Consider the following 19,526-nt stretch of genomic DNA (forward strand, 5'->3'; position numbering starts at 1 on the left):
AAGAATCATAGAGACATGAGTGAGCCGATTCGCTTCTACCATCGTCACGCGATCCGCGAAGTCAGCGGCGCGGACGTTACCCGCACCGTGCTGCAATACCTGCGCGAGGACGCGCATTGCACCGGCACCAAGGAAGGCTGCGCGGAAGGCGACTGCGGCGCGTGCACGGTCGTCGTCGGCGAGCTGACCGACGCCGGCGCGGTCGAGTTCAAGGCCGTCAACGCGTGCATCCAGTTCCTGCCGACGCTCGACGGCAAGGCGCTGCTGACGGTCGAGGACCTGCGCCAGCCGGACGGTGCGCTGCACCCGGTGCAGCAGGCGATGGTCGATTGCCACGGTTCACAATGCGGGTTCTGCACGCCCGGCTTCGTGATGTCGATGTGGGCGCTGTACGAGAAGCACGGCCACGAAAGCTGCGCCGCCACGTGCACGAAGGCGAAGGACGTGCCGACGCGCACCGAGATCGCCGATGCGCTGACCGGCAACCTGTGCCGCTGCACCGGCTATCGTCCGATCGTCGATGCGGCCGTGCAGATGTTCGATGCGCCGGCGCCGTCGGCACCGGTCGACACGGCCGCGCTGGCCCGCACGCTCGCGTCGCTCAAGCGCGACGACACGTTCGACTACACGACGATCAACGGCGCGCGCTTCGCGGCGCCGCGCACGCTCGACGCACTGGCCGCGCTGAAGGTCGAGCGCCCCGACGCGCGCCTGCTCGCGGGCAGCACCGACATCGGCTTGTGGGTCACGAAGCAGATGCGCCGGCTCGACGACCTGATCTACGTCGGCCAGATCGCCGAACTGCAGCGCCTCGTGGAACGCGACGACTGGATCGAGATCGGCGCGGGCGTGACGGTCGAGAAGGCCTATGCGGCGCTGGCCGGCACGTACCCGGAACTGACCGAGATGTGGAAGCGCTTCGCGTCGCTGCCGATTCGCAACGCGGGCACGATCGGCGGCAACGTCGCGAACGGCTCGCCGATCGGCGATTCGATGCCGGGCCTGATCGCGCTCGGCGCACGCGTGGTGCTGCGCGGCGGCGACACGGTGCGCGAGCTGCCGCTCGAGGCGCTGTACACGGGCTACCAGCAGAAGGACATGGCGCCGCACGAATTCGTCGTCGGCCTGAAGGTGCCGACCCGCACCGGCGCGCGCGAGAAGCTGCAGTTCCGCACCTACAAGCTGTCGAAGCGGTTCGACTCGGACATCTCGGCCGTGTGCGCGGCGTTCGCGTTCATCGCGGACGGCGACACGATCCGCGAGCCGCGCATCGCGTTCGGCGGGATGGCCGCGACGCCGAAGCGTGGAGCCAACACGGAAGCCGTGCTCGACGGCGCGCAGTGGCACGAAGCCACCGCGCAGGCCGCGATGCAGGCGCTCGAGCGCGACTACCAGCCGCTGTCCGACATGCGCGCGACGAGCACGTACCGCCTCGATACCGCGAAGAACCTGATGTACCGATTCTGGCTGGAGACGCGCCCGCATGACCCGCTGCCGCCGCAAGCCCTGAATGTGCGTGAAGTGGCCGCCGAAGCCGGCGCCGGCGCGGCGCGCGTCTGAAGACGGAGAACACCGAAAATGAACCAGCAAGCAGAACCGTTCCTGAGCACCCTCGACCCGCAAGCCGATGCGGCGCAGGTCCACGTGTCGCGCGCGCACGAATCCGCGCACCTGCACGTCAGCGGGCGTGCCACCTACACCGATGACATTCCGGTCGTCGCGGGCACGCTGCACGCGGCGCTCGGCCTGTCGGCGAAGCCACACGCGAAGATCGTGTCGATGAACTTCGACGCGGTGCGCGCGACGCCGGGCGTGGTCGCCGTGTTCACGGCCGACGACATCCCGGGTGTCAACGATTGCGGCCCGATCATCCACGACGACCCGGTGCTCGCGAAGGGCATCGTGCAGTTCGTCGGCCAGCCGATGTTCATCGTCGTCGCGACGTCGCATGAAACCGCGCGGCTCGCCGCGCGCCGCGCGCAGGTCGACTACGAGGAACTGCCGGCGATCCTGACCGCGCAGGAAGCGCGCGCAGCCGAAACCTACGTGATCCCGCCGCTGAAGCTCGCACGCGGCGACGCGGCCGCACGGCTCGCCGTCGCGCCGCACCGAGAGTCGGGCGAGATGCTGCTCGGTGGCCAGGAGCAGTTCTACCTGGAAGGCCAGATCGCGTACGCGGTGCCGAAGGACGACGACGGGATGCACGTGTACTGCTCGACGCAGCACCCGAGCGAAATGCAGCACCTCGTCGCGCACGTGCTCGGCGTCGCGTCGCACAACGTGCTCGTCGAATGCCGCCGGATGGGCGGCGGGTTCGGCGGCAAGGAATCGCAGTCGGGCCTGTTCGCATGCTGCGCGGCGCTCGCCGCGTGGAAGCTGCTGTGCCCGGTGAAGCTGCGTCCGGACCGCGACGACGACATGATGATCACCGGCAAGCGGCACGATTTCCATTACCGCTTCGACGTCGGCTACGACGACGACGGCCGCATCGACGGCGTGGCGCTCGACATGACGTCGCGCTGCGGCTTCTCGGCCGACCTGTCGGGCCCGGTGATGACGCGCGCGGTGTGCCACTTCGACAATGCGTACTGGCTCGGCGACGTCGACATCGCCGGCTACTGCGGCAAGACCAACACGCAGTCGAACACCGCGTTCCGCGGCTTCGGCGGCCCGCAGGGCGCGTTCGCGATCGAGTACATCCTCGACGACGTCGCGCGATCGCTCGACCGCGATCCGCTCGACGTCCGCTATGCGAACCTCTACGGCAAGACCGAACGCAACGTGACGCCGTACGGGCAGACCGTCGAGGACAACGTGCTGCAGGAACTGCTCGGCGAACTCGAGGCGACGAGCGACTACCGCGCCCGGCGCGCGGGCGTGCGCGAATTCAACGCGCGCAACACGGTGCTGAAGAAGGGCATCGCGATCACGCCGGTGAAGTTCGGCATTGCATTCAACGTCACGCACTTCAACCAGGCCGGCGCGCTGGTGCATATCTACACCGACGGCTCGGTGCTCGTGAACCACGGCGGCACCGAGATGGGGCAGGGGCTCAACACGAAGGTCGCGCAGGTCGTCGCGCATGAGCTCGGCATCCGCTTCGGCCGGATTCGCGTGACGGCGACCGACACGAGCAAGGTCGCGAACACGTCCGCGACGGCGGCGTCGACGGGTTCGGACCTGAACGGCAAGGCCGCGCAGGACGCGGCGCGCCAGCTGCGCGAGCGGCTCGCGGTGTTCGCGGCGAAGCAGTTCGGCGACGGCAAGGTCGATGCGGCCGACGTGAAGTTCGGCAACGACTTCGTGTCGATCGGCGGCCACAACGTGCCGTTCGGCGAAGTGATCGCGAAGGCGTACCTTGCGCGCGTGCAGCTGTGGTCCGACGGTTTCTACGCGACGCCGAAGCTGTACTGGGATCAGTCGAAGCTGCAGGGCCGGCCGTTCTACTACTACTCGTACGGCGCGGCCGTGTCGGAAGTCGTGATCGACACGCTGACGGGCGAGATGCGCACGCTGCGCGTCGATGCGCTGCACGACGTGGGCGCGTCGCTGAACCCGGCGCTCGACGTCGGCCAGGTCGAGGGCGCGTTCATCCAGGGGATGGGCTGGCTGACGACCGAGGAGCTGTGGTGGAACAAGGGCGGCAAGCTGATGACGCACGCGCCGTCGACGTACAAGATCCCGACGGTGAACGACACGCCGCCCGAGTTCAACGTGCTGCTGTTCAAGAACCGCAACGTCGAGGACAGCATCCACCGTTCGAAGGCCGTCGGCGAGCCGCCGCTGCTGCTGCCGTTCTCGGTGTTCTTCGCGGTGCGCGACGCGGTGGCCGCGGTCGGCGACTACCAGGTGAACCCGCCGCTCGACGCGCCGGCCACCGGCGAGTCGATCCTGCGTGCAATCAGTGCGGTGCGTGCTGCGCGCGCAACGGCAGGCTGAGATGAAACGACCCTCCCATCTCCCGATGGCTTGTTCCGGTGCGTGTGGGGCGGCCCGGCGGAGACTGACATGAACGGCCCCGCACGCTCGCTTCGCACCGTGCCGATCCCCGCGCTCGCGCAGGGCACCGGCCAGCGCAACCGCGCGACCGGTACGCCCGCGCCGATGCACATCGTGCTGTTCGGCGCCGGGCACGTCGGTCACGCGCTCGTCACGCTGCTCGGCGCGTTGCCGTGTGTCGTGCAGTGGGTCGATACGCGTGATGAGCTGTTCCCGGACGAATGTCCGCCGAACGTGCAGCCGGAGCCGACCGACACGCCGGAGGCCGTCGTCGACGCGGCGCCGCCCGGTGCGTACTTCCTCGTGATGACGCACAACCACGCGCTCGACTTCTCGCTCGCCGCGCAGATCATGCGGCGTCGCGACTACGCGTACTTCGGGATGATCGGCTCGCGCACCAAGCGCGTGAAGTTTGAGCGCCGGCTCGCGGCGCGCGGCGTCGATCCGGCGCGGCTCGTGGAGATGGTGTGCCCGATCGGTGTCGCGGGCATCGTCGACAAGGCGCCGGGCGCGATCGCGGTGGCCGTGTGCGCGGAGCTGCTGCAGGCGCGCTCGGGCATGCCGGTGGCCGATGCGAAGGCGGTCGCGGCCGGGCGCGCACGCGACGAGGTGTCCTGCTCGCGGTAACACCGCGCGGCCGGCGCACGGCCGCGCGATTTTGCATACACTGCACGGCAACGCGCGGCATCGGGCTGCGCCTTTCCGTGCACGCACCATGTCCGATCACCCGATCTATCTCGACACGCTCGATGCGAGCCTCGTCGCCATCGAACGCTGGCTGTCCGGCGTCGATACCGCGCCCGCGGCACTCGACGCGCTGCTCACCGCGTTTTCCCCCGACTTCACGATGATCCTGACCGATGGCCGCGTCGTCGACCATGACGGCACGCGCGCGCTGTTCGCGAAGCTCGCCGGCGCGAAGCCGGGGCTGCGCATCACGCTGTCGGAGACCCGCGTGCTCGCGGCCGAAGCATCGCATGCGGTAATCACCTATCTCGAAGCGCAGCACGCGGCATCGGGCGAGCTGCCCGCGCGCCGCGCGACGGCCGTGTTCGAACGCGACGCGGCGGGCGTCGTGCGCTGGACCCATCTGCAGGAAACCTTCTGCACGGCCTGAGTGGCCGCGTTGCGTGTCAGCGCTTGCGGCTGCGGGCGACCGTCAGCTCGTCGGACACGCTCTGCATCAGCGAGCACAGCCACGCGATGTCGGTCGGCCGGTCGGGCTGTGGATGCGTGAGCAGGTAGCTCTTGATGCGCGGAAACGGCACGGGCGGCGTGACGACCACGAGCGGCAACAACTGCGCATAGTGCGTCGCGAAGCGGCGCGTCGTCGTGAAGATCAGGTCCGACTGCAGCAGCACCTGCGGCACGATCCCGAAGTACGGCAGCGTCGTCACGATGCGCCGCGTGAGGCGCGCGCGCGCCAGGCCGATCTCGATCGCGTTGCGCTTGTCGCCGGTGTAGGGCGTCGGTGCGACGTGCGCGGCCGACGCGTACGCTTCGCGCGTGAGCGGCACGCGCGCGAGCGGATGCGCGTCGCGCATCAGGCACACGATCGTGTCGGAGAACAAATCCTGGCGCGCGAACTGCGGGTCGGGCTTCGGCCAGTTGCCGATCACGAGATCGAGCGCGCCCGATTCGAGCGCGCCCGCGTGGTCGAGCGCGGGATTCAGCGAATCGATTTCCAGGTGTGCATGCGGCGCCGCGTCGCGAAAGCGCTCGATCAGCGTCGGCATGAAGAAATCGTTCAGGTAGTCGGGCGCCGCGACGCGGAACGTGCGCCGCGCGGACGACGGATCGAAGTCGCCGTGCGGCGTCGCGATGAAGTCGACCTCGCGCAGCGCGCGCTGCGCGGCCTCGAGCAGCGACGCGCCGTATTCGGTCGGCACCATGCCGGATTTGCCGCGCACGAGGATCGGGTCGTTCAGCGTCTCGCGCAGCTTGCGCAGCGCGGTGCTGATCGCGGGCTGGGTCTGGTTCAGCCGCAGCGCGGCCTGCGTGACGCTGCGCTCGAGCAGCAGCGTGCGCAACACGCGCACGAGCCAGATATCGAGCGAGGCGGTACGGTCGTCGTCTTCCATCGGTTGGGGGGTGTTCGGGTGACGCGTAACCTTACCGCAGCCGCGCGTTGCCGTGCGTGATACCGGCCATCACGCCCGACCCTTCGGCAGCGCGCTGATCCGCTTGACCTCGCGCGATTCGAGCCAGTTCGGCGTGCGCGCGCAGTACAGCACCATCGGCAGCGCGTCCTCGCCCCAGAACAGCTGCTGGTTCATCCAGAACGTCGGGACGCCGAACACGCCGAGCGCGATCGCGTCGGCGTTGTTGCGGGCCAGTTGCGCGGTGGTTTCCTCGAATTCGATCAGCTCGTCGCCGTGGCCGACGCCGACGCGCTCGCACAGCGCGGCGAAGCCTTCCGGCGTCGACGGATCGTTGCCGTCGCGCCAGATGAAGCGGAACATCTCCAGCACCGTCGCGATATCGGCGCGCAGCGCGATCGCCAGGCGCAGCACTTTGTCGGATTCGAATGGATGCGCCGGCGGCATCTTGAAGCGGATGCCGAGCTGTTCCGCGCGAAACAGCGCATGACGGTACGTGAACACGCGCTTGGCCGGCACGTCGGCGCTCGGGCGCTGCCCCCAGTGGCGCTGCAGGTCGAGCAGCGAGACGGCGACGGGTTCAAACGGCACGTCCGGCCATTTGTCGTGCTGTTCGAGCAGCAGATACGAGAACGGCGACACGAAGTCGAAGAACCAGGCAGGCTGGGCGGTATCGAGGCCGGTTGTCATGTCGTTCTCCAGAGGGTGGGGCGTGCGGCGCCTGGCGGCGGCCTCCATGTTACGCGGCGGCACGCGCGTGCAGCAATGATCGCGGATCGTCCGCTTACGCGGAACCGGGAGTCGCCCGAGGGGGCGTGTCGGCCGGCGGCGCGGCCTCGGCGCGCGCATTCGGCGGGCCGCCGGCGCCGGGTGAGCCCGCCGGCGTGTCCTGGTCGTGCGCGGTGAGCCGTTCGCGCACGAAGCCGATGTGCTCGCGCAGCACGTAGAACTGTCCGGCGTAGGCCAGCGGCATCTTCATCCGGTTCACGGCTTCCTCGATGTCGTCCAGCTCGTCGAGCAACTGCACGCGCTCCTCGGCCGTGTGTTCGCCGAGCGCGCTGCGCTCGAGTGCGATCAACGCGCCGTACCAGCGGTAGATGCGCGAGCGCACGCGCCAGCCGTATAGCGACGGCACGAGCCGCAGCCCGGGGATCAGCACGACGATCAGCGGCACGATCACGACCAGCAGCCGGTCGACCAGGCTCGCAACCCAGAACGGCAGCCGCCGGTACAGGAAGGTCTTGCCCGACTTGTAGTAGCGCGCGGCGTCGTCGGACAGCTGGAACCCGCGCGTGACGGGCGACGGGAATTCGCCGGCGTGTTGCAGGATCGTCGCGTGGCCGTGCACCTCGCGCGCGGCCTCGATCAGCAGGTCGGACAGCGCGGGGTGCAGCGAGTCGCGTGCGACGAGTTCGATGGTCGGCGCGACCGTGTGGATGTCGGCGGGCGGCAGATTGTGACCGAGATCGTAGACGCCCATCGGCAGCGTGATCGCGGTCAGGTACGGAAAGCGCCGCGCGTACGCCTCGGCCTGCGTGAACGAATACACGTGCACGCCTGGCGCGCGGAACAGTTTCGCCATCACCGGGATCTGCGTCGAGTCGCCGGACAGGAATGCCGCGTCGATCTTGCCGTCGAGCAGCGCGGTGGCCGCGTCCTCGCCGGCGGTCGGCAGCAGCTCGGTCGAGCCGCCCGGCACGATGCCGTTCATTTTCAGCAGCGCCAGGCTCAGCTCGCGCGCGCCGCTGCCTTCCGCGCCGAGCGCGAGCCGCTTGCCGTTGAAGTCGGACAGGCGCGCGACGACCGGGCCGCGGTACATGATCGCGAGCGGCACGTAACCGATGCTGCCGAGCGACACGAGGTGCTCGTCGCGCTCCTTCGGGCCGATGCCGCTCTGCACGAAACCGACGTCGACCGGCGCATTCGGGTTCGACAGCCGCGCGAGGTTCTGCGCGGACCCTTCAGACGATTGGACGTCGAGCGTGACGCCGTTCTTTGCGAGGATCGTCTTGTACTTCTGCGCGGCATTCCAGTACGTGCTGCCGGGCGGGCCGGACGAGATCACGAGCGTGGACGGCGGCGCCGGCTGGATCAGCTTGACCGCGAGCCAGATGGCCGCGGCGGCGAGCAGCACGGTCGGGCCGATCGACAGCGCGAGGTCGCGCCACGACACCGCGACGAAGCGGGCGAGGATGCGGCGAGGCGGGCGAGTGCGGGCAGGCTTCATGGGATCGGCGGATGACGCTGGCGTGACGCATCGATGACGGTCGGACGGTTGTCACGAGCGATGCGGATTCTCGCGGCGATGGTACCCGGTTTCACCGGGCGTGCGCGAGTCAGGCGGCCCGGCGCGGCGTGGCGGCGACAGCGGCGGGCCGCCCCGCGTCAAAAGCTTTGCGCTTCGGCGGGCGCTGGATTACATTGTGCGACGCAGCCGCGCCCGAATCGCGCGCGACCCGGCACGCAATGAGACCGGGCGCGTCCGGCCGGCGGCTGTCCGGCCCGGCCGGCCCGCTATCAGCGTGCGCCGGCCGCCGGCCCGTGTCGCCTCTCTCGTATCGCCGTGGAAAACACCGGCTGTCCCGCCCGTTCGCGCGTGGGCCGGCTGTTTTTGGGGGTATCCGGCCGTACTGTGCACGGCCGTTCCGGAGTGATAAGGAGATAGCATGAAGTCGATCGTGTTGAGAGCGTTGGGCGTCGCCGCCGTGGCGGCCTGTCTGTCGGGCAGCGTGTATGCGCAGTCGAGCGACGCAGCGGCAACGGAAGCGCCCGCGGCCGCGACCAGCGCGCCGAAGGCCGCCGCGAAAACCGCGAAGAAGGCGAACCGCAAGCTCGGCTACGCGGTGCGCAAGGCGATTTCGAAGGAATCGGGCGAGAACGTGTCGAACCTCGTCGTGCGCTCGAAGGGCGGCGCGATCACGCTGGAAGGCACGATGCCGGCCCAGGACCAGATCGACAAGGCTGAAGCCGCGGCGAAGGGCGTGAAGGGCGTGACATCGGTCACGAACAGGCTGACGGTTCAGCAGCAGTGATGCCGGGCGGCGGCGCGCGAGCGCCGCGTGCGCCCGTTTCCAGGCGGGCCCCGGCATGCCGGGGCCCGTTTGCGCTTCAGAGGCCGCAAGCCGCGCGCGACGCGGCGGCGGACCGATAACGAAATCGAGAGGGCGGCGATGACGAGGCTCGGATGGGGCAGGCGGATGGTTTTCGGCGCGGCGCTGGCCGCGGTCGCGATGCTCGGCGCCTGCAACGGCGACGATTCGGCCGAGCGCAACCGGTTGCCCGGCTTCGTGTCCGGCAGCGTGCGCACGACGGCCTATGACGGCGCGAGCGACGACCTGCTGACGGCCGGCCTCGGCAAGACGGGTCTCGGCACGGCGACCGCCCCCGGTTTCGCGAATGCCGCCCGGCCGACGAGCGCCGAATTGCGCCGCCTCGCGATCTGGTCGAATTACCGCGCGCTCGTCGACATGAGCGCGAACGGCGGCTACGGCCGCTTCTGGGGGCCGAACGTCGACCTCGACGGCAACGATACGCTCGGCGAAGGCAAGATCCCCGGCACCGAATATCTCGCGTACTCCGACGACGGCAGCGGCACCAAGAACGTGACGCTGCTCGTGCAGGTGCCCGCCAGCTTCAATCCCGCGCAGCCGTGCATCGTCACCGCGACGTCGTCGGGCTCGCGCGGCGTGTACGGCGCGATTTCCGCGGCCGGCGAATGGGCGCTCAAGCGCGGCTGCGCGGTGGCCTACAACGACAAGGGCGGCGGCAACGGTGCGCACGAACTCATGTCGGATACCGTCACGCTGATCGACGGCACGCTCGCCAATGCAGTGCTGGCCGGCACCGCTAGCCTGTTCACCGCGAACGTGACGAGCGGCGATCTCGCCGCGTTCAACAACCGCTTTCCGAATCGCTACGCATTCAAGCATGCGCACTCGCAACAGAATCCCGAGCAGGACTGGGGGCGAGTGACGCTGCAGTCGGTCGAGTTCGCGTACTGGGCGCTCAACGAGCAGTTCGGACCGCTGGTCGACGGCTCGCATCACGGCGTGCGCTATCGTCCCGGCGACATCACGACGATTGCCGCGTCGGTCAGCAACGGCGGCGGCGCGTCGCTCGCGGCGGCCGAGCAGGACAGCCGCGGCTGGATCACCGCGGTCGTGGTCGGCGAGCCGCAGATCAACGTGCGGATGTCGCCGAATGCGGTCGTGCGCACGGACGGCCAGCCGGTGCCGTCGTTCGGCCGGCCGCTGGCCGACTACGCGACGCTCGCGAACCTGCTGCAGCCGTGCGCGGCCGCGTCGGCGTCGCTCGCCGCCGCGCCGTACCTGAGCGCGCTGCCGGCCGCGACCACGCAGTCGATCCGCACGCAGCGCTGCGCGACGCTCTCGGCGGCCGGGATTGTGGCCGGTGCCGACACGCAGAGCCAGGCCGCCGACGCGCTCGCGCAGCTCCATGCGGCCGGCTATCTGGTCGATTCCGACCTGCTGCAGGCGCCGATGTGGGATTCGCAGGCGATTCCGGCGATCGCGGTCACCTATGCGAACGCGTACACGCGCTCGCGCGTCACCGACAACCTGTGCAACTTCAGCTTTGCGACGACCAATCCGGCGACTGGCGCGGTCGCGGCGCCGGCCACTTCGCCGATGCCGGCCGTGTTCGGCGTCGGCAACGGCGTGCCGCCGACGGCCGGTATCGACCTCGTGTTCAACAACGGCGCAGGCGTCGACCACCGGCTCGCGACGCCCGATGCGAGCTTCGCGGGCGCGCTGTGCCTGCGCCAGCTATGGACGAACGGGATGCTCGGGATGCCCGCGAACGTCGACGCGGTACGCGTGAACGCGAACCTGCAGGGCAAGCCGGCGATCATCGTGCAGGGTCGCAGCGACGCGCTGGTGCCGGTGAACCACGCGTCGCGCGCGTATGTCGCGCAGAACGGCATCAGCGAAGCCGGGCGCAGCCAGCTCGTGTTCTACGAGGTGACGAACGGCCAGCACTTCGACGCATTCCTGCCGGTTGCGGGCTTCGACACGCGCTTCGTGCCGGTCCACTACTACAACCTGCAGGCGCTGAACCTGATGTGGAAGCACCTGAAGAACGGCGCGCCGCTGCCGCCTTCGCAGGTGATCCGCACGGTGCCGCGCGGCGGCACGCCGGGCGCCGCGCCGGCGCTGACGAGCGCGAACCTGCCGCCGATCTCGGCCGCACCGGGCGCGAACGCGATCACGACGGGCGCCGGCGCGATCGACGTGCCGCTCTGACGGCGACCGCTGCGTCGTTCCAGTGAAGCCGGACAGTCGTCCGGCTTTTTTCTTTTTGCGCCATGGAATCGGTCCCGTACGGCCTTTTATCCGAATGGCGAGCGCCGTAACAAATTATTACTTTACGGCGGTAAATCCGGAACTTAATATGCGCCGATATTTTCACTTAATTTAATAAATTCCGGATACGAGATATTCCTTTCCGTTTAGTTAATCGATCCTTTCGATTTTATTAAATCGGCTCGAGCTGCGATTGGTCGCTGTTTCGCGATTAATCGGCATCTCGCCGAGGGGGATTGTTCGTCTGTTCGAAGCGGAGTCGCCTTGTCGGGCGGGCTTTGCGGGGCGTGTTTTTGCCGTCGATTTTGTGCGCATGAAAATGCGCGAAATGAATTCGTATTGCTGCGAATTATTGAATTGTCGTTTGCAATGGAATTGATCCCATTGTGCGGTTGCAAAAAAATATGGGTGGGGTAAATCATGCCGGTCGGTATTCATCGAACCGGTAAAAAACTCGGAGTGCGTCGCATAACGAATGCATTCCCGGTGCGGAGCGTCGGCGCAAATGATCCTTTGCGGCCGGCGGTATTTATCGTTCTGTTCGAGAGGCAATAATGACGACACGGAAGTCCTTGAAAGACGGTTTCGCGCTATTCGGAACGACTTTGAGCATGCCGCTCGCCGCTGCTGCGGCCGCGGCGCTGCTCGTCACGGGGTGCGGCGGCGACGACGGGTCGAGCCCGGCTGCTTCGGCCGCCGCCGCGGCCGCGACATCCAGCGGCAGTACGCAGGCCAACACCAACGCAACGGCCGCCGCCGCGGCCGACCAGCCGTACGTCGACACCGACGTGTACGGCACGGGGCCGAACGACGCGGTCACGGATTCGACCGAAGGCGTAGCGGTCGTACACCGCCAGGTCACGATCGGCGGCAAGACGATCAAGTACACGGCGACCACGGGCCACCTGACGACGATCGATCCGGTCACGTCGGCGCCGAACGCGAAGATGTTCTACGTCGCGTACACGCAGGACAATCCGGACCCGTCGAAGCCGCGCCCGGTCACGTTCTTCTACAACGGCGGCCCCGGCTCGTCGTCGGTCTACCTGCTGCTCGGCTCGTACGGGCCGAAGCGCCTGCAGTCGTCGTTCCCGAATTTCACGCCGCCCGCGCCGTACAAGCTGCTCGACAACCCGGACAGCCTGCTCGACCGCACCGATATCGTGTTCATCAACCCGGTCGGTACCGGTTACTCGACGGCGATCGCCCCGGCGAAGAACAAGGACTTCTGGGGCACCGACCAGGACGCGCACTCGATCGATCGCTTCATCCAGCGCTACCTGACCAAGTACTCGCGCTGGAATTCGCCGAAGTTCCTGTACGGCGAGTCGTACGGCACCGCGCGCAGCGCGGTCGTGTCGTGGGTGCTGCATGAGGACGGCATCGACCTGAACGGGATCACGCTGCAGTCGTCGATCCTCGACTACGCGAACGCGCTGTCCGCGCCGGGCACGTTCCCGACGCTCGCGGCCGACGCGTTCTACTGGAAGAAGACGACGCTCAACCCGACGCCGACCGATCTCGACGCGTACATGGTCCAGGCCCGCAACTATGCGGACAACACGCTCGCACCGCTCGCGCAGAAGCCGAACCCGCAGGACGGCGGCTTCGTGAACGTGCGGTTGAACCTGAACCTGCAGACCGCGCAGCAGATGGGCTCGTACATCGGCACGGATCCGACGTCGCTGATCCAGACGTTCGGCAACCCGGCCGCGCTCGGCAATGTGCCTTCGTCGGACGACAACCCGCCGTACACGTTCTTCCTGACGCTCGTGCCGGGCACGCAGATCGGCCAGTACGACGGTCGCGCGAACTTCACGGGCAAGGGTATCGCGCCGTACATCCTGCCGAATTCGGGCAGCAACGATCCGTCGATCACGAACGTCGGCGGCGCGTACACGGTGCTGTGGAACAGCTACATCAACACCGACCTCAAGTACACGTCGACGTCGTCGTTCGTGGACCTGAACGACCAGGTCTTCAACAACTGGGACTTCAGCCACACGGACCCGACCGGCGCGAACAAGGGCGGCGGCAATACGTTGTACACGGCCGGCGACCTGGCATCGACGATGAGCGTGAACCCGGACCTGAAGGTGTTGTCGGCGAACGGCTATTTCGACGCCGTCACGCCGTTCCACCAGACGGAGCTGACGCTCGCGCAGATGCCGCTCGATCCGACGATCAAGGCGCAGAACCTGACGATCAAGAACTACCCGTCGGGCCACATGATCTACCTGAACGACGCGTCGCGGACCGCGCTGAAGGGCGATCTCGCCAACTTCTACGACGGCATCCTCGCCAACCGTACCGCACTGCAGCGCGTGTTGAAGCTGCAGGCGCGCACGCAGCAGCTCAAGCAGCAGAAGCTGCAGCAGCAGGGGCAGTAAGCGGCGCGGGCGGCTCGCGCCGCCCCGGATGGACGACAGCCCGATCGGCGCAGGCCGGTCGGGCTGTTTTTCGTTGGCAGCGGATGATGGTGCGGCGCGTCGGAGGCGCTGGCCGGGAAAAAGGCGTAACTGCGGGGGAAGGGCGGGACCGGCGCCCGCTTACGCGAGCACGAGCCTTACGCCGACCGCGACGAGCGTCGCGGCGAGCAGGTTGCGCAGCAGCCGCTCGGGTGCGCGCGCCGACAGCAGGCTGCCGAGCACGATGCCCGGCAGCGAGCCGAGCAGCAGCGACAGCAGCATCGACCAGTCGACCGAGCCGAGCAGCCAGTGGCCCATGCCGGCGACCAGCGTGAGCGGTACCGCGTGCGCGATGTCGGAACCGACGATGCGGGTCGTCGCGAGCATCGGATACAGCAGCAGGAGCACGGTGACGCCGATCGCGCCGGCGCCGACCGACGTCATCGACACGAGCACGCCAAGCACGGCGCCCGTCAGCACGGTCGACCACAGCGTGCGCGCGGGGCTTGGCGCGAGCGGGTTGCGCGCGGCGAATGCGGTGAGCTGCGGCCGGAAGATCAGCGCGAGCGACGTGAGCAGCAGCGCGACGCCGAGCACGAGCTGGATCATCCGCGCAGTGCCCGGCGTATTCATCCCGTGCGTGTGCAGCCACCACAGCGTGATGGCCGCGGCCGGGACGCTGCCCACCGCGAGCCGGCCCGTGATGCGCCAGTCGATCGACCCCTTCAGGCCGTGGACGAGCGTGCCGGTGGCCTTGGTCGCGGCCGCGTACAACAGGTCGGTGCCGACCGCCGTCGCAGGGTGGACGCCGAACAGCAGCACGAGGATCGGCGTCATCAACGAACCGCCGCCAACGCCCGTCAGGCCGACGAGAATGCCGACGAACAGGCCGGACAGGGAGTACAGCAGATCGATATGGGGAAGCGACATCGGAACCAGGCGGTTATGCGGCGTTCTGCGGCGGCGCGTGGTTGCGGCGCGCGCGTCAAAGTCCGCCATTGTCGCAAAAGTGGCCGGTCAATGTACGGCTGCGTTAAAAATAGGCCGGGAAGGCCCGTGTGGCGGGCGTCAGGGCGAGGGTGAAACGGGCGTTTGAATGAAATGGTGCGGCCGATGGATGGCCATCGGGCCAAGGCGCGCGACGCATCCGCCGCGCGCCGCGCCCGGCATGCGTAAAAAGGGGCGCGACAGTGCGCGCCCCGGTTCGATGGCCGCCACCGCCGCTCAGTGCATCGCGGGGCCGACGCCTTCGACGGTTTCCTGCCGCCGGATGCGCAGCGCGAGGCCGATCAGCGCGGCTACGGCGGCGAACACCGCGCCGAACGCGAAAGCCGCGTGGTAGCCGCCGTTCAGCGCGACCAGCGGCGCGGCCTGCGCGGCCGCGAGCGCATCGGTGCGGGCGGCCGCGAGGCTCGCGAGCACCGCGAGGCCGAGCGCGCCACCCATCATGAACGCGGTGTTGACGATCCCCGACGCCAGCCCCGATTCGGCCGGGTCGACGTCGTTCATCGCGGCGAGCAACAGCGGGTTGAACGCGACGCCCGCGCCGATGCCGAGCAGTGTCATGCCGGGTAGCACGTGCCACACGAAGCCGCCGTCGACCGGCGCGCGCGAGAACAGCGCGAGACCGCAGGCCGCAGTCAGCAGGCCGGCCGCGATCGGGCCGCGGATCCCGAAGCGCATCACGATCCGCGCCGACAGCCCGAGCGAGAACGCGGCCATGATCAGGTTGGCCGGCAGGAACGCGAGCCCGACCTGCAGCGGCCCGTATTGCAGCACGCGCTGCATGTACAGCGCCGACAGGAAGAACCACGCGAACATCGCAGCCGCCCACAGCACGGCGATCACGTTCGCGAGCGCGACGTTGCGCGCGGCGAACAGCGAGAGCGGCATCAGCGGATGCGCGGTGCGCGCCTCGATCGCGATGAACAGCGCGAGCAGCACGGCAGCCGTGCCGATCAGCGCGACGGTTCGCGTCGACAGCCAGCCGGCCTCGTTGCCGCCGACGATCCCGTAGACGGCCAGCATCAGCGCAGCGGTCACGGTGATCGCGCCCGCGACGTCGAGCCGCGCGGTGCCGGCCGGCGCGCGCATGCGCGGCAGCAGCGCGGCGCTCATCGCATAGACCGCGATGCCGATCGGCAGGTTGACGAGGAAGATCCAGTGCCACGACAGCGAACTCGTCAGCAGCCCGCCGAGCAGCACGCCGATGCTGCCGCCGCCCGCGCACACGAAGCCGTACACGCCCATCGCGCGTGCGCGTTCGCCGGGTTCCGTGAAGAGATTCATGATCAGCGACAGCGACACGGCCGACACCACCGCGCCGCCGAGCCCCTGCACCGCGCGCGCGGCGATCAGCATCGTCTGCGATTGCGCGAGGCCGCATGCGAGCGACGCGAGCGTGAACACGACGAGGCCGGCGAGAAACATGCGTCGCTGGCCGTACAGGTCGCCGAGCCGGCCGCCGAGCAGCAGGCAGCCGCCGAACGTCAGCAGGTATGCGTTGACGACCCACACGAGGGCCGTTTCGGTGAAATGGAGGTCGGTGCTGATCGACGGCAGCGCAACGTTCACGATCGTGCTGTCGAGCACGATCATCAGCACGCCGAGACAGAGAACGATCAGCGCGTACCAGCGCTTCTCTCCGTGGATCCCGTGGGTCATGGGCCTGCAGCCTTCTGATAGTTATTTGAAAGGATGCATTCTAGACCTCATCGGCGCGGGCTTCCTGCCGGTTTGTGGCAGGAGTGTCGCGTAGTCGCGCGCACCCGCGGACGGGCGCGCCGGAAGCATGGAAGGGCGTTACGAGCGCGCCGGCAGCTCGCAGCCGTCGGGGCCGCAGGCGGCCGCGTCGGCGCCGTCGAGCTCGACGATGCCGTCGCGCCACGCCTGGTCGAGCGCCTGCGCAAATGCGTCGGCCGGCTGCGCGCCCGACACCGCGTAGCGGCCGCCGAACACGAACAGCGGCACGCCGCGCCCGCCGATCTGCGCGGCGCGCGCGATGTCGGCCTCGACTTCGTCGCGGTACAGGTCGCTGCGCAGCACGTCGTCGACGGCCGAGCGCTCGAGCCCCGCCTCGACCGCGAATTCAGCCAGTTCCGCGTGATCGAACAGCGAGCCGTGTTCGCAGAAATACGCGCGGTACAGCCGCTCGGTCAGCGCATGCGCGCGGCCCGTCGCTTCCGCGAGCTTCACGAGCCGGTGGCCGTCAAGCGTGTCGCCGACGAGCGTGCCGGGCAGGTCGTAGCGCAGCCCGACGCTCGCGGCCGCATCGGTCACCTGATGCAGCATCTGGTCGACCTGCGCGGGCGACATCCGGTATTTGCTGGCGAGCATCACCTCGACCGGCTCGACAGGCTGGCCGGGCATCAGCCGGTACGCGCGCAGCGCGACGTCGACGCGGTCGGCGTGCGCGAATGCGGCCAGCGCCTCGTCGAAGCGGCGCTTGCCGATCCAGCACCACGGGCAGATCAGGTCGGACCAGATTTCGACGGTCAGGGTCGGGCGGGCAATCGGGGCGGGAGCGGTCGTCATGGGCGGTCCAGGGAGCAAAAAAGTGTAACCGGGACTATAGCATTTCATGCATCGACGCTTCGTTGTGGCCGTGCCCGTGCAGCGGGGCCCGGCCCGACGTATCACGAAGCATAGACACGGAAACCGCATCGCGGTAGCGATGACCGGCGCCGTGCGTTGCCGCGGCCGGCCGCCTACGCGTCGCCCTGCGTTTCCTTCAGGTGCTTGAGGTGCTTGTAGACCGTCGCGCGCCCCATGCCGAGCACGTTCGCGACGTAGTTCGCCGCGCTCTTGCCGCGGAACGCGCCTTCCGCGTACAGCGCCTCGACGAGCTCGCGCCGGTGTTCGCGCGTGAGCCCGTTCAGCCCGACCTGCCGCTCGCGCAGCCAGCCGTGCAGGAACGTGTTGATGCGCTCCTGCCAGTCGTCGCGGAACAGCTCGTCGGGCTGGGCGACGACACCCGCGCCCTTGATGAACAGGTCGAGCGTCGTACGCACCTCGTCGAACACCGCGATGTTGAAGTTGATGCACATCATCCCGGCCGGGTGGCCTTCGTCGTCGAACAGCACGTTGCTGACGCAGCGCATCCGCCGTCCGTCCCAGTTCAGCTTCTCGTACGGGCCGATCACGCGCTCGCGCGCGGAATGATCGATTTCCTCGAGCGCGGAATCGTCGCCGACCTCGCGCTTCGACAGGTTGTTCGCGAGATACAGCACGGTCTGGTCGAGCAGGTCGTGGATCACGACTTCCGCGTACGGGAAGAACAGCGCCGCGATACCGTCGGCGATCGGCGCATAGCGGGTGAGCAGCAGGTCTTTGACGGGGGATTTCTTCTTGCGCATCGGTGTCGCCATCTCGGGTGGGCGGGGGCCGGGCAGCGTGTCGGGCCGGCGCGCCGACGCACCGGTGGCCGGCATGCCCGTGCGCCCGCGCGCGGCCGCCGCGGCGGTTGCGCCATTGTATCGGCCCCGCGTGCGCGTGCCGCTCATGCGCGCGTCAGGTGCGTGTACAGCGCGTGCGCAATCGCGATGTCCTCCAGCCCGAGGCCGATCGAGCGGAAAAATGCATGACGCGTGCGCGACGGCGCCGCGCAGGTGCCGGCGACGAGCGCGGGCAGGTCGCCGACGATCCGCCCGGCATCCCAGCCGTGCTCGGCCGCCGCGATCTGCATTTCGCCGGCGCTTGCGGGGGTCGTCTGCCGGTAGTCGCAGTACACGTCCATGTCGGGCAGCCAGGCGGGCGGGATTTCGTGCGCGCGTGCGACGTTCGTGCTGATCGACGTGACGAGCGCCGGGCGCGTGAGCATCCCGTCGCCGAGCACGGGTGTGCCCGACGACGTGCACAGCATCACGACGTCCGCGTCGCGCACGCAGGCTTCGACGCTCGTTGCCGCGCGGGCGCGCGGGTCGAGTTCGGCGAGCTTCGCCTGCTGTGCCGCATCGTCGGCGAGCGCGGGCGAGTACACGCGAATCGTCTCCCAGTCGCGCAGCGCCGCCGTGTGCCGCAGGTGCGCGAGACCGACCGCGCCCGCGCCGACGATCGCCAGATGGCGCGCGTCGCGCCGCGCGAGGCAGTCGACCGCGAGCGCCGTCGTGCCGGCCGTGCGCTCGACCGTCAGCAGCCCCGCGTCGCACCACATCAGCGGCTGGCCGGTCTGCATCGACATCAGCGCGGTCCACGCAGTGACAATCGGCTTGCCGCCCGTCACGACGTACGGCGACAGCTTCGCGCCGAACACCTGCGCATCGGCGAGCGCGCCGAGATACGTGATGAAGTCGCCGGCCTGGTCGGGAAACAGCGTGAGCGTCTGCGGCGGCTGCACCGCGCGCGCCGCGGCGAGCGACGCGAACATGCGGCGCAGCGTGCCGAGCACGTCGAGCGACGGCAGGGCCGCGCGCACCGCGGCTTCGTCGACGGTCAGCGGCAGGGTCGGGGCGGTTTGCGTCATGGAGACATCTCCGGTCGGGGCCGGACAGAACTGTCTCGAAAGACGGCGTCCGGCGATGTTCGTGATGGACGAAAAGTCTAATATAGACAATCCAAGTCTGGGAAATTTTTCTTTTCGAGACTGGCTGTCGTCGTGTTATCAAGAAAAAACACCGGTAAATCAACGGTGTTTCTCGTGATCGGCAAAATTGCGATGCCGTTCGACGAGGCACGATCCACGTATCCCCTATAGTCTATAG

At 68.5% G+C, this 19,526-nt stretch carries 15 protein-coding genes; 7 read left to right on the top strand and 8 right to left on the bottom strand.

Annotated elements, in window-relative coordinates; translation table 11 throughout:
- The first annotated feature begins 15 nt into the window (after nucleotides 1–15).
- From xdhA to KEC55_RS03920, 4 genes are all read left to right on the top strand, one after another.
- A complete protein-coding gene (gene xdhA, locus KEC55_RS03905; protein WP_282506820.1) occupies nucleotides 16–1,560 on the top strand; it encodes a xanthine dehydrogenase small subunit in 1,545 nt (514 codons plus the stop codon).
- A gap of 18 nt (nucleotides 1,561–1,578) precedes the next feature.
- Nucleotides 1,579–3,939 carry a xanthine dehydrogenase molybdopterin binding subunit gene (gene xdhB, locus KEC55_RS03910; RefSeq protein WP_282506821.1) on the top strand — a complete coding sequence of 787 codons (2,361 nt, stop codon included), beginning with the start codon at nucleotides 1,579–1,581 and terminating at the stop codon, nucleotides 3,937–3,939.
- 69 nt (nucleotides 3,940–4,008) lie between these two features.
- On the top strand, nucleotides 4,009–4,626 hold the full coding sequence (xdhC, locus tag KEC55_RS03915; RefSeq protein WP_282506822.1) for a xanthine dehydrogenase accessory protein XdhC: 618 nt from the start codon (nucleotides 4,009–4,011) through the stop codon (nucleotides 4,624–4,626).
- An 88-nt stretch (nucleotides 4,627–4,714) separates the two neighbouring features.
- A complete protein-coding gene (locus tag KEC55_RS03920) occupies nucleotides 4,715–5,116 on the top strand; it encodes a nuclear transport factor 2 family protein (protein ID WP_282506824.1) in 402 nt (133 codons plus the stop codon).
- A 16-nt stretch (nucleotides 5,117–5,132) separates the two neighbouring features.
- Here the strand turns inward: KEC55_RS03920 and KEC55_RS03925 are convergent, their stop codons facing one another.
- From KEC55_RS03925 to KEC55_RS03935, 3 genes are all read right to left on the bottom strand, one after another.
- Nucleotides 5,133–6,080 (bottom strand): LysR family transcriptional regulator, encoded by a 948-nt coding sequence (locus KEC55_RS03925; RefSeq protein ID WP_176049448.1) that lies wholly within the window; start codon nucleotides 6,078–6,080, stop codon nucleotides 5,133–5,135.
- Between the two features lie 69 nt (nucleotides 6,081–6,149).
- The gene (locus KEC55_RS03930) at nucleotides 6,150–6,788 is read right to left on the bottom strand and encodes a DsbA family protein (protein WP_166957029.1); all 639 of its coding nucleotides are present in this window, start codon (nucleotides 6,786–6,788) and stop codon (nucleotides 6,150–6,152) included.
- A gap of 94 nt (nucleotides 6,789–6,882) precedes the next feature.
- Nucleotides 6,883–8,325, bottom strand: a complete 1,443-nt coding sequence (locus KEC55_RS03935; RefSeq protein ID WP_282506825.1) for a TAXI family TRAP transporter solute-binding subunit — start codon at nucleotides 8,323–8,325, stop codon at nucleotides 6,883–6,885.
- A 439-nt stretch (nucleotides 8,326–8,764) separates the two neighbouring features.
- Between KEC55_RS03935 and KEC55_RS03940 the strand changes: the two genes are divergently transcribed.
- The 3 genes from KEC55_RS03940 (at nucleotide 8,765) to KEC55_RS03950 (ending at nucleotide 13,809) form a co-directional block, all read left to right on the top strand.
- Entirely contained in the window at nucleotides 8,765–9,130 is a 366-nt protein-coding gene (locus KEC55_RS03940) for a BON domain-containing protein (protein ID WP_174968428.1), read from the top strand.
- Between the two features lie 138 nt (nucleotides 9,131–9,268).
- Nucleotides 9,269–11,359, top strand: coding sequence for a D-(-)-3-hydroxybutyrate oligomer hydrolase (locus KEC55_RS03945; protein WP_282506826.1), 2,091 nt, complete (start codon nucleotides 9,269–9,271; stop codon nucleotides 11,357–11,359).
- A 614-nt stretch (nucleotides 11,360–11,973) separates the two neighbouring features.
- On the top strand, nucleotides 11,974–13,809 hold the full coding sequence (locus tag KEC55_RS03950; RefSeq protein WP_282506827.1) for a S10 family peptidase: 1,836 nt from the start codon (nucleotides 11,974–11,976) through the stop codon (nucleotides 13,807–13,809).
- Nucleotides 13,810–13,968: 159 nt separating this feature from the next.
- Here KEC55_RS03950 and KEC55_RS03955 read toward each other — a convergent pair whose 3' ends face one another.
- From KEC55_RS03955 to KEC55_RS03975, 5 genes are all read right to left on the bottom strand, one after another.
- Nucleotides 13,969–14,757: a sulfite exporter TauE/SafE family protein gene (locus tag KEC55_RS03955; protein WP_282506828.1), complete on the bottom strand. Its 789-nt coding sequence runs from the start codon at nucleotides 14,755–14,757 to the stop codon at nucleotides 13,969–13,971.
- Between the two features lie 294 nt (nucleotides 14,758–15,051).
- On the bottom strand, nucleotides 15,052–16,491 hold the full coding sequence (locus KEC55_RS03960) for a DHA2 family efflux MFS transporter permease subunit (RefSeq protein WP_282506829.1): 1,440 nt from the start codon (nucleotides 16,489–16,491) through the stop codon (nucleotides 15,052–15,054).
- Nucleotides 16,492–16,629: 138 nt separating this feature from the next.
- Entirely contained in the window at nucleotides 16,630–17,361 is a 732-nt protein-coding gene (locus KEC55_RS03965) for a DsbA family oxidoreductase (RefSeq protein ID WP_282506830.1), read from the bottom strand.
- Between the two features lie 173 nt (nucleotides 17,362–17,534).
- Complete coding sequence (locus KEC55_RS03970) at nucleotides 17,535–18,329, bottom strand: helix-turn-helix transcriptional regulator (protein ID WP_282506831.1); 795 nt, start codon at nucleotides 18,327–18,329, stop codon at nucleotides 17,535–17,537.
- A complete protein-coding gene (locus KEC55_RS03975) occupies nucleotides 18,326–19,288 on the bottom strand; it encodes an ornithine cyclodeaminase family protein (protein WP_282506832.1) in 963 nt (320 codons plus the stop codon). Before KEC55_RS03975 ends, KEC55_RS03970 begins: the two co-directional genes overlap by 4 nt.
- Nucleotides 19,289–19,526: the final 238 nt, after the last annotated feature.

The organism is Burkholderia cepacia (assembly GCF_029962485.1).
Lineage (GTDB): Bacteria > Pseudomonadota > Gammaproteobacteria > Burkholderiales > Burkholderiaceae > Burkholderia.

Coding starts and splice junctions, on each gene's coding strand:
- xdhA (WP_282506820.1), top strand. CDS start 16: ATGAGTGAGCCGATTCGCTTCTACCATCGTCACGCGATCCGCGAAGTC.
- xdhB (WP_282506821.1), top strand. CDS start 1,579: ATGAACCAGCAAGCAGAACCGTTCCTGAGCACCCTCGACCCGCAAGCC.
- xdhC (WP_282506822.1), top strand. CDS start 4,009: ATGAACGGCCCCGCACGCTCGCTTCGCACCGTGCCGATCCCCGCGCTC.
- KEC55_RS03920 (WP_282506824.1), top strand. CDS start 4,715: ATGTCCGATCACCCGATCTATCTCGACACGCTCGATGCGAGCCTCGTC.
- KEC55_RS03925 (WP_176049448.1), bottom strand. CDS start 6,080: ATGGAAGACGACGACCGTACCGCCTCGCTCGATATCTGGCTCGTGCGC.
- KEC55_RS03930 (WP_166957029.1), bottom strand. CDS start 6,788: ATGACAACCGGCCTCGATACCGCCCAGCCTGCCTGGTTCTTCGACTTC.
- KEC55_RS03935 (WP_282506825.1), bottom strand. CDS start 8,325: ATGAAGCCTGCCCGCACTCGCCCGCCTCGCCGCATCCTCGCCCGCTTC.
- KEC55_RS03940 (WP_174968428.1), top strand. CDS start 8,765: ATGAAGTCGATCGTGTTGAGAGCGTTGGGCGTCGCCGCCGTGGCGGCC.
- KEC55_RS03945 (WP_282506826.1), top strand. CDS start 9,269: ATGACGAGGCTCGGATGGGGCAGGCGGATGGTTTTCGGCGCGGCGCTG.
- KEC55_RS03950 (WP_282506827.1), top strand. CDS start 11,974: ATGACGACACGGAAGTCCTTGAAAGACGGTTTCGCGCTATTCGGAACG.
- KEC55_RS03955 (WP_282506828.1), bottom strand. CDS start 14,757: ATGTCGCTTCCCCATATCGATCTGCTGTACTCCCTGTCCGGCCTGTTC.
- KEC55_RS03960 (WP_282506829.1), bottom strand. CDS start 16,491: ATGACCCACGGGATCCACGGAGAGAAGCGCTGGTACGCGCTGATCGTT.
- KEC55_RS03965 (WP_282506830.1), bottom strand. CDS start 17,361: ATGACGACCGCTCCCGCCCCGATTGCCCGCCCGACCCTGACCGTCGAA.
- KEC55_RS03970 (WP_282506831.1), bottom strand. CDS start 18,329: ATGAGCGGCACGCGCACGCGGGGCCGATACAATGGCGCAACCGCCGCG.
- KEC55_RS03975 (WP_282506832.1), bottom strand. CDS start 19,288: ATGACGCAAACCGCCCCGACCCTGCCGCTGACCGTCGACGAAGCCGCG.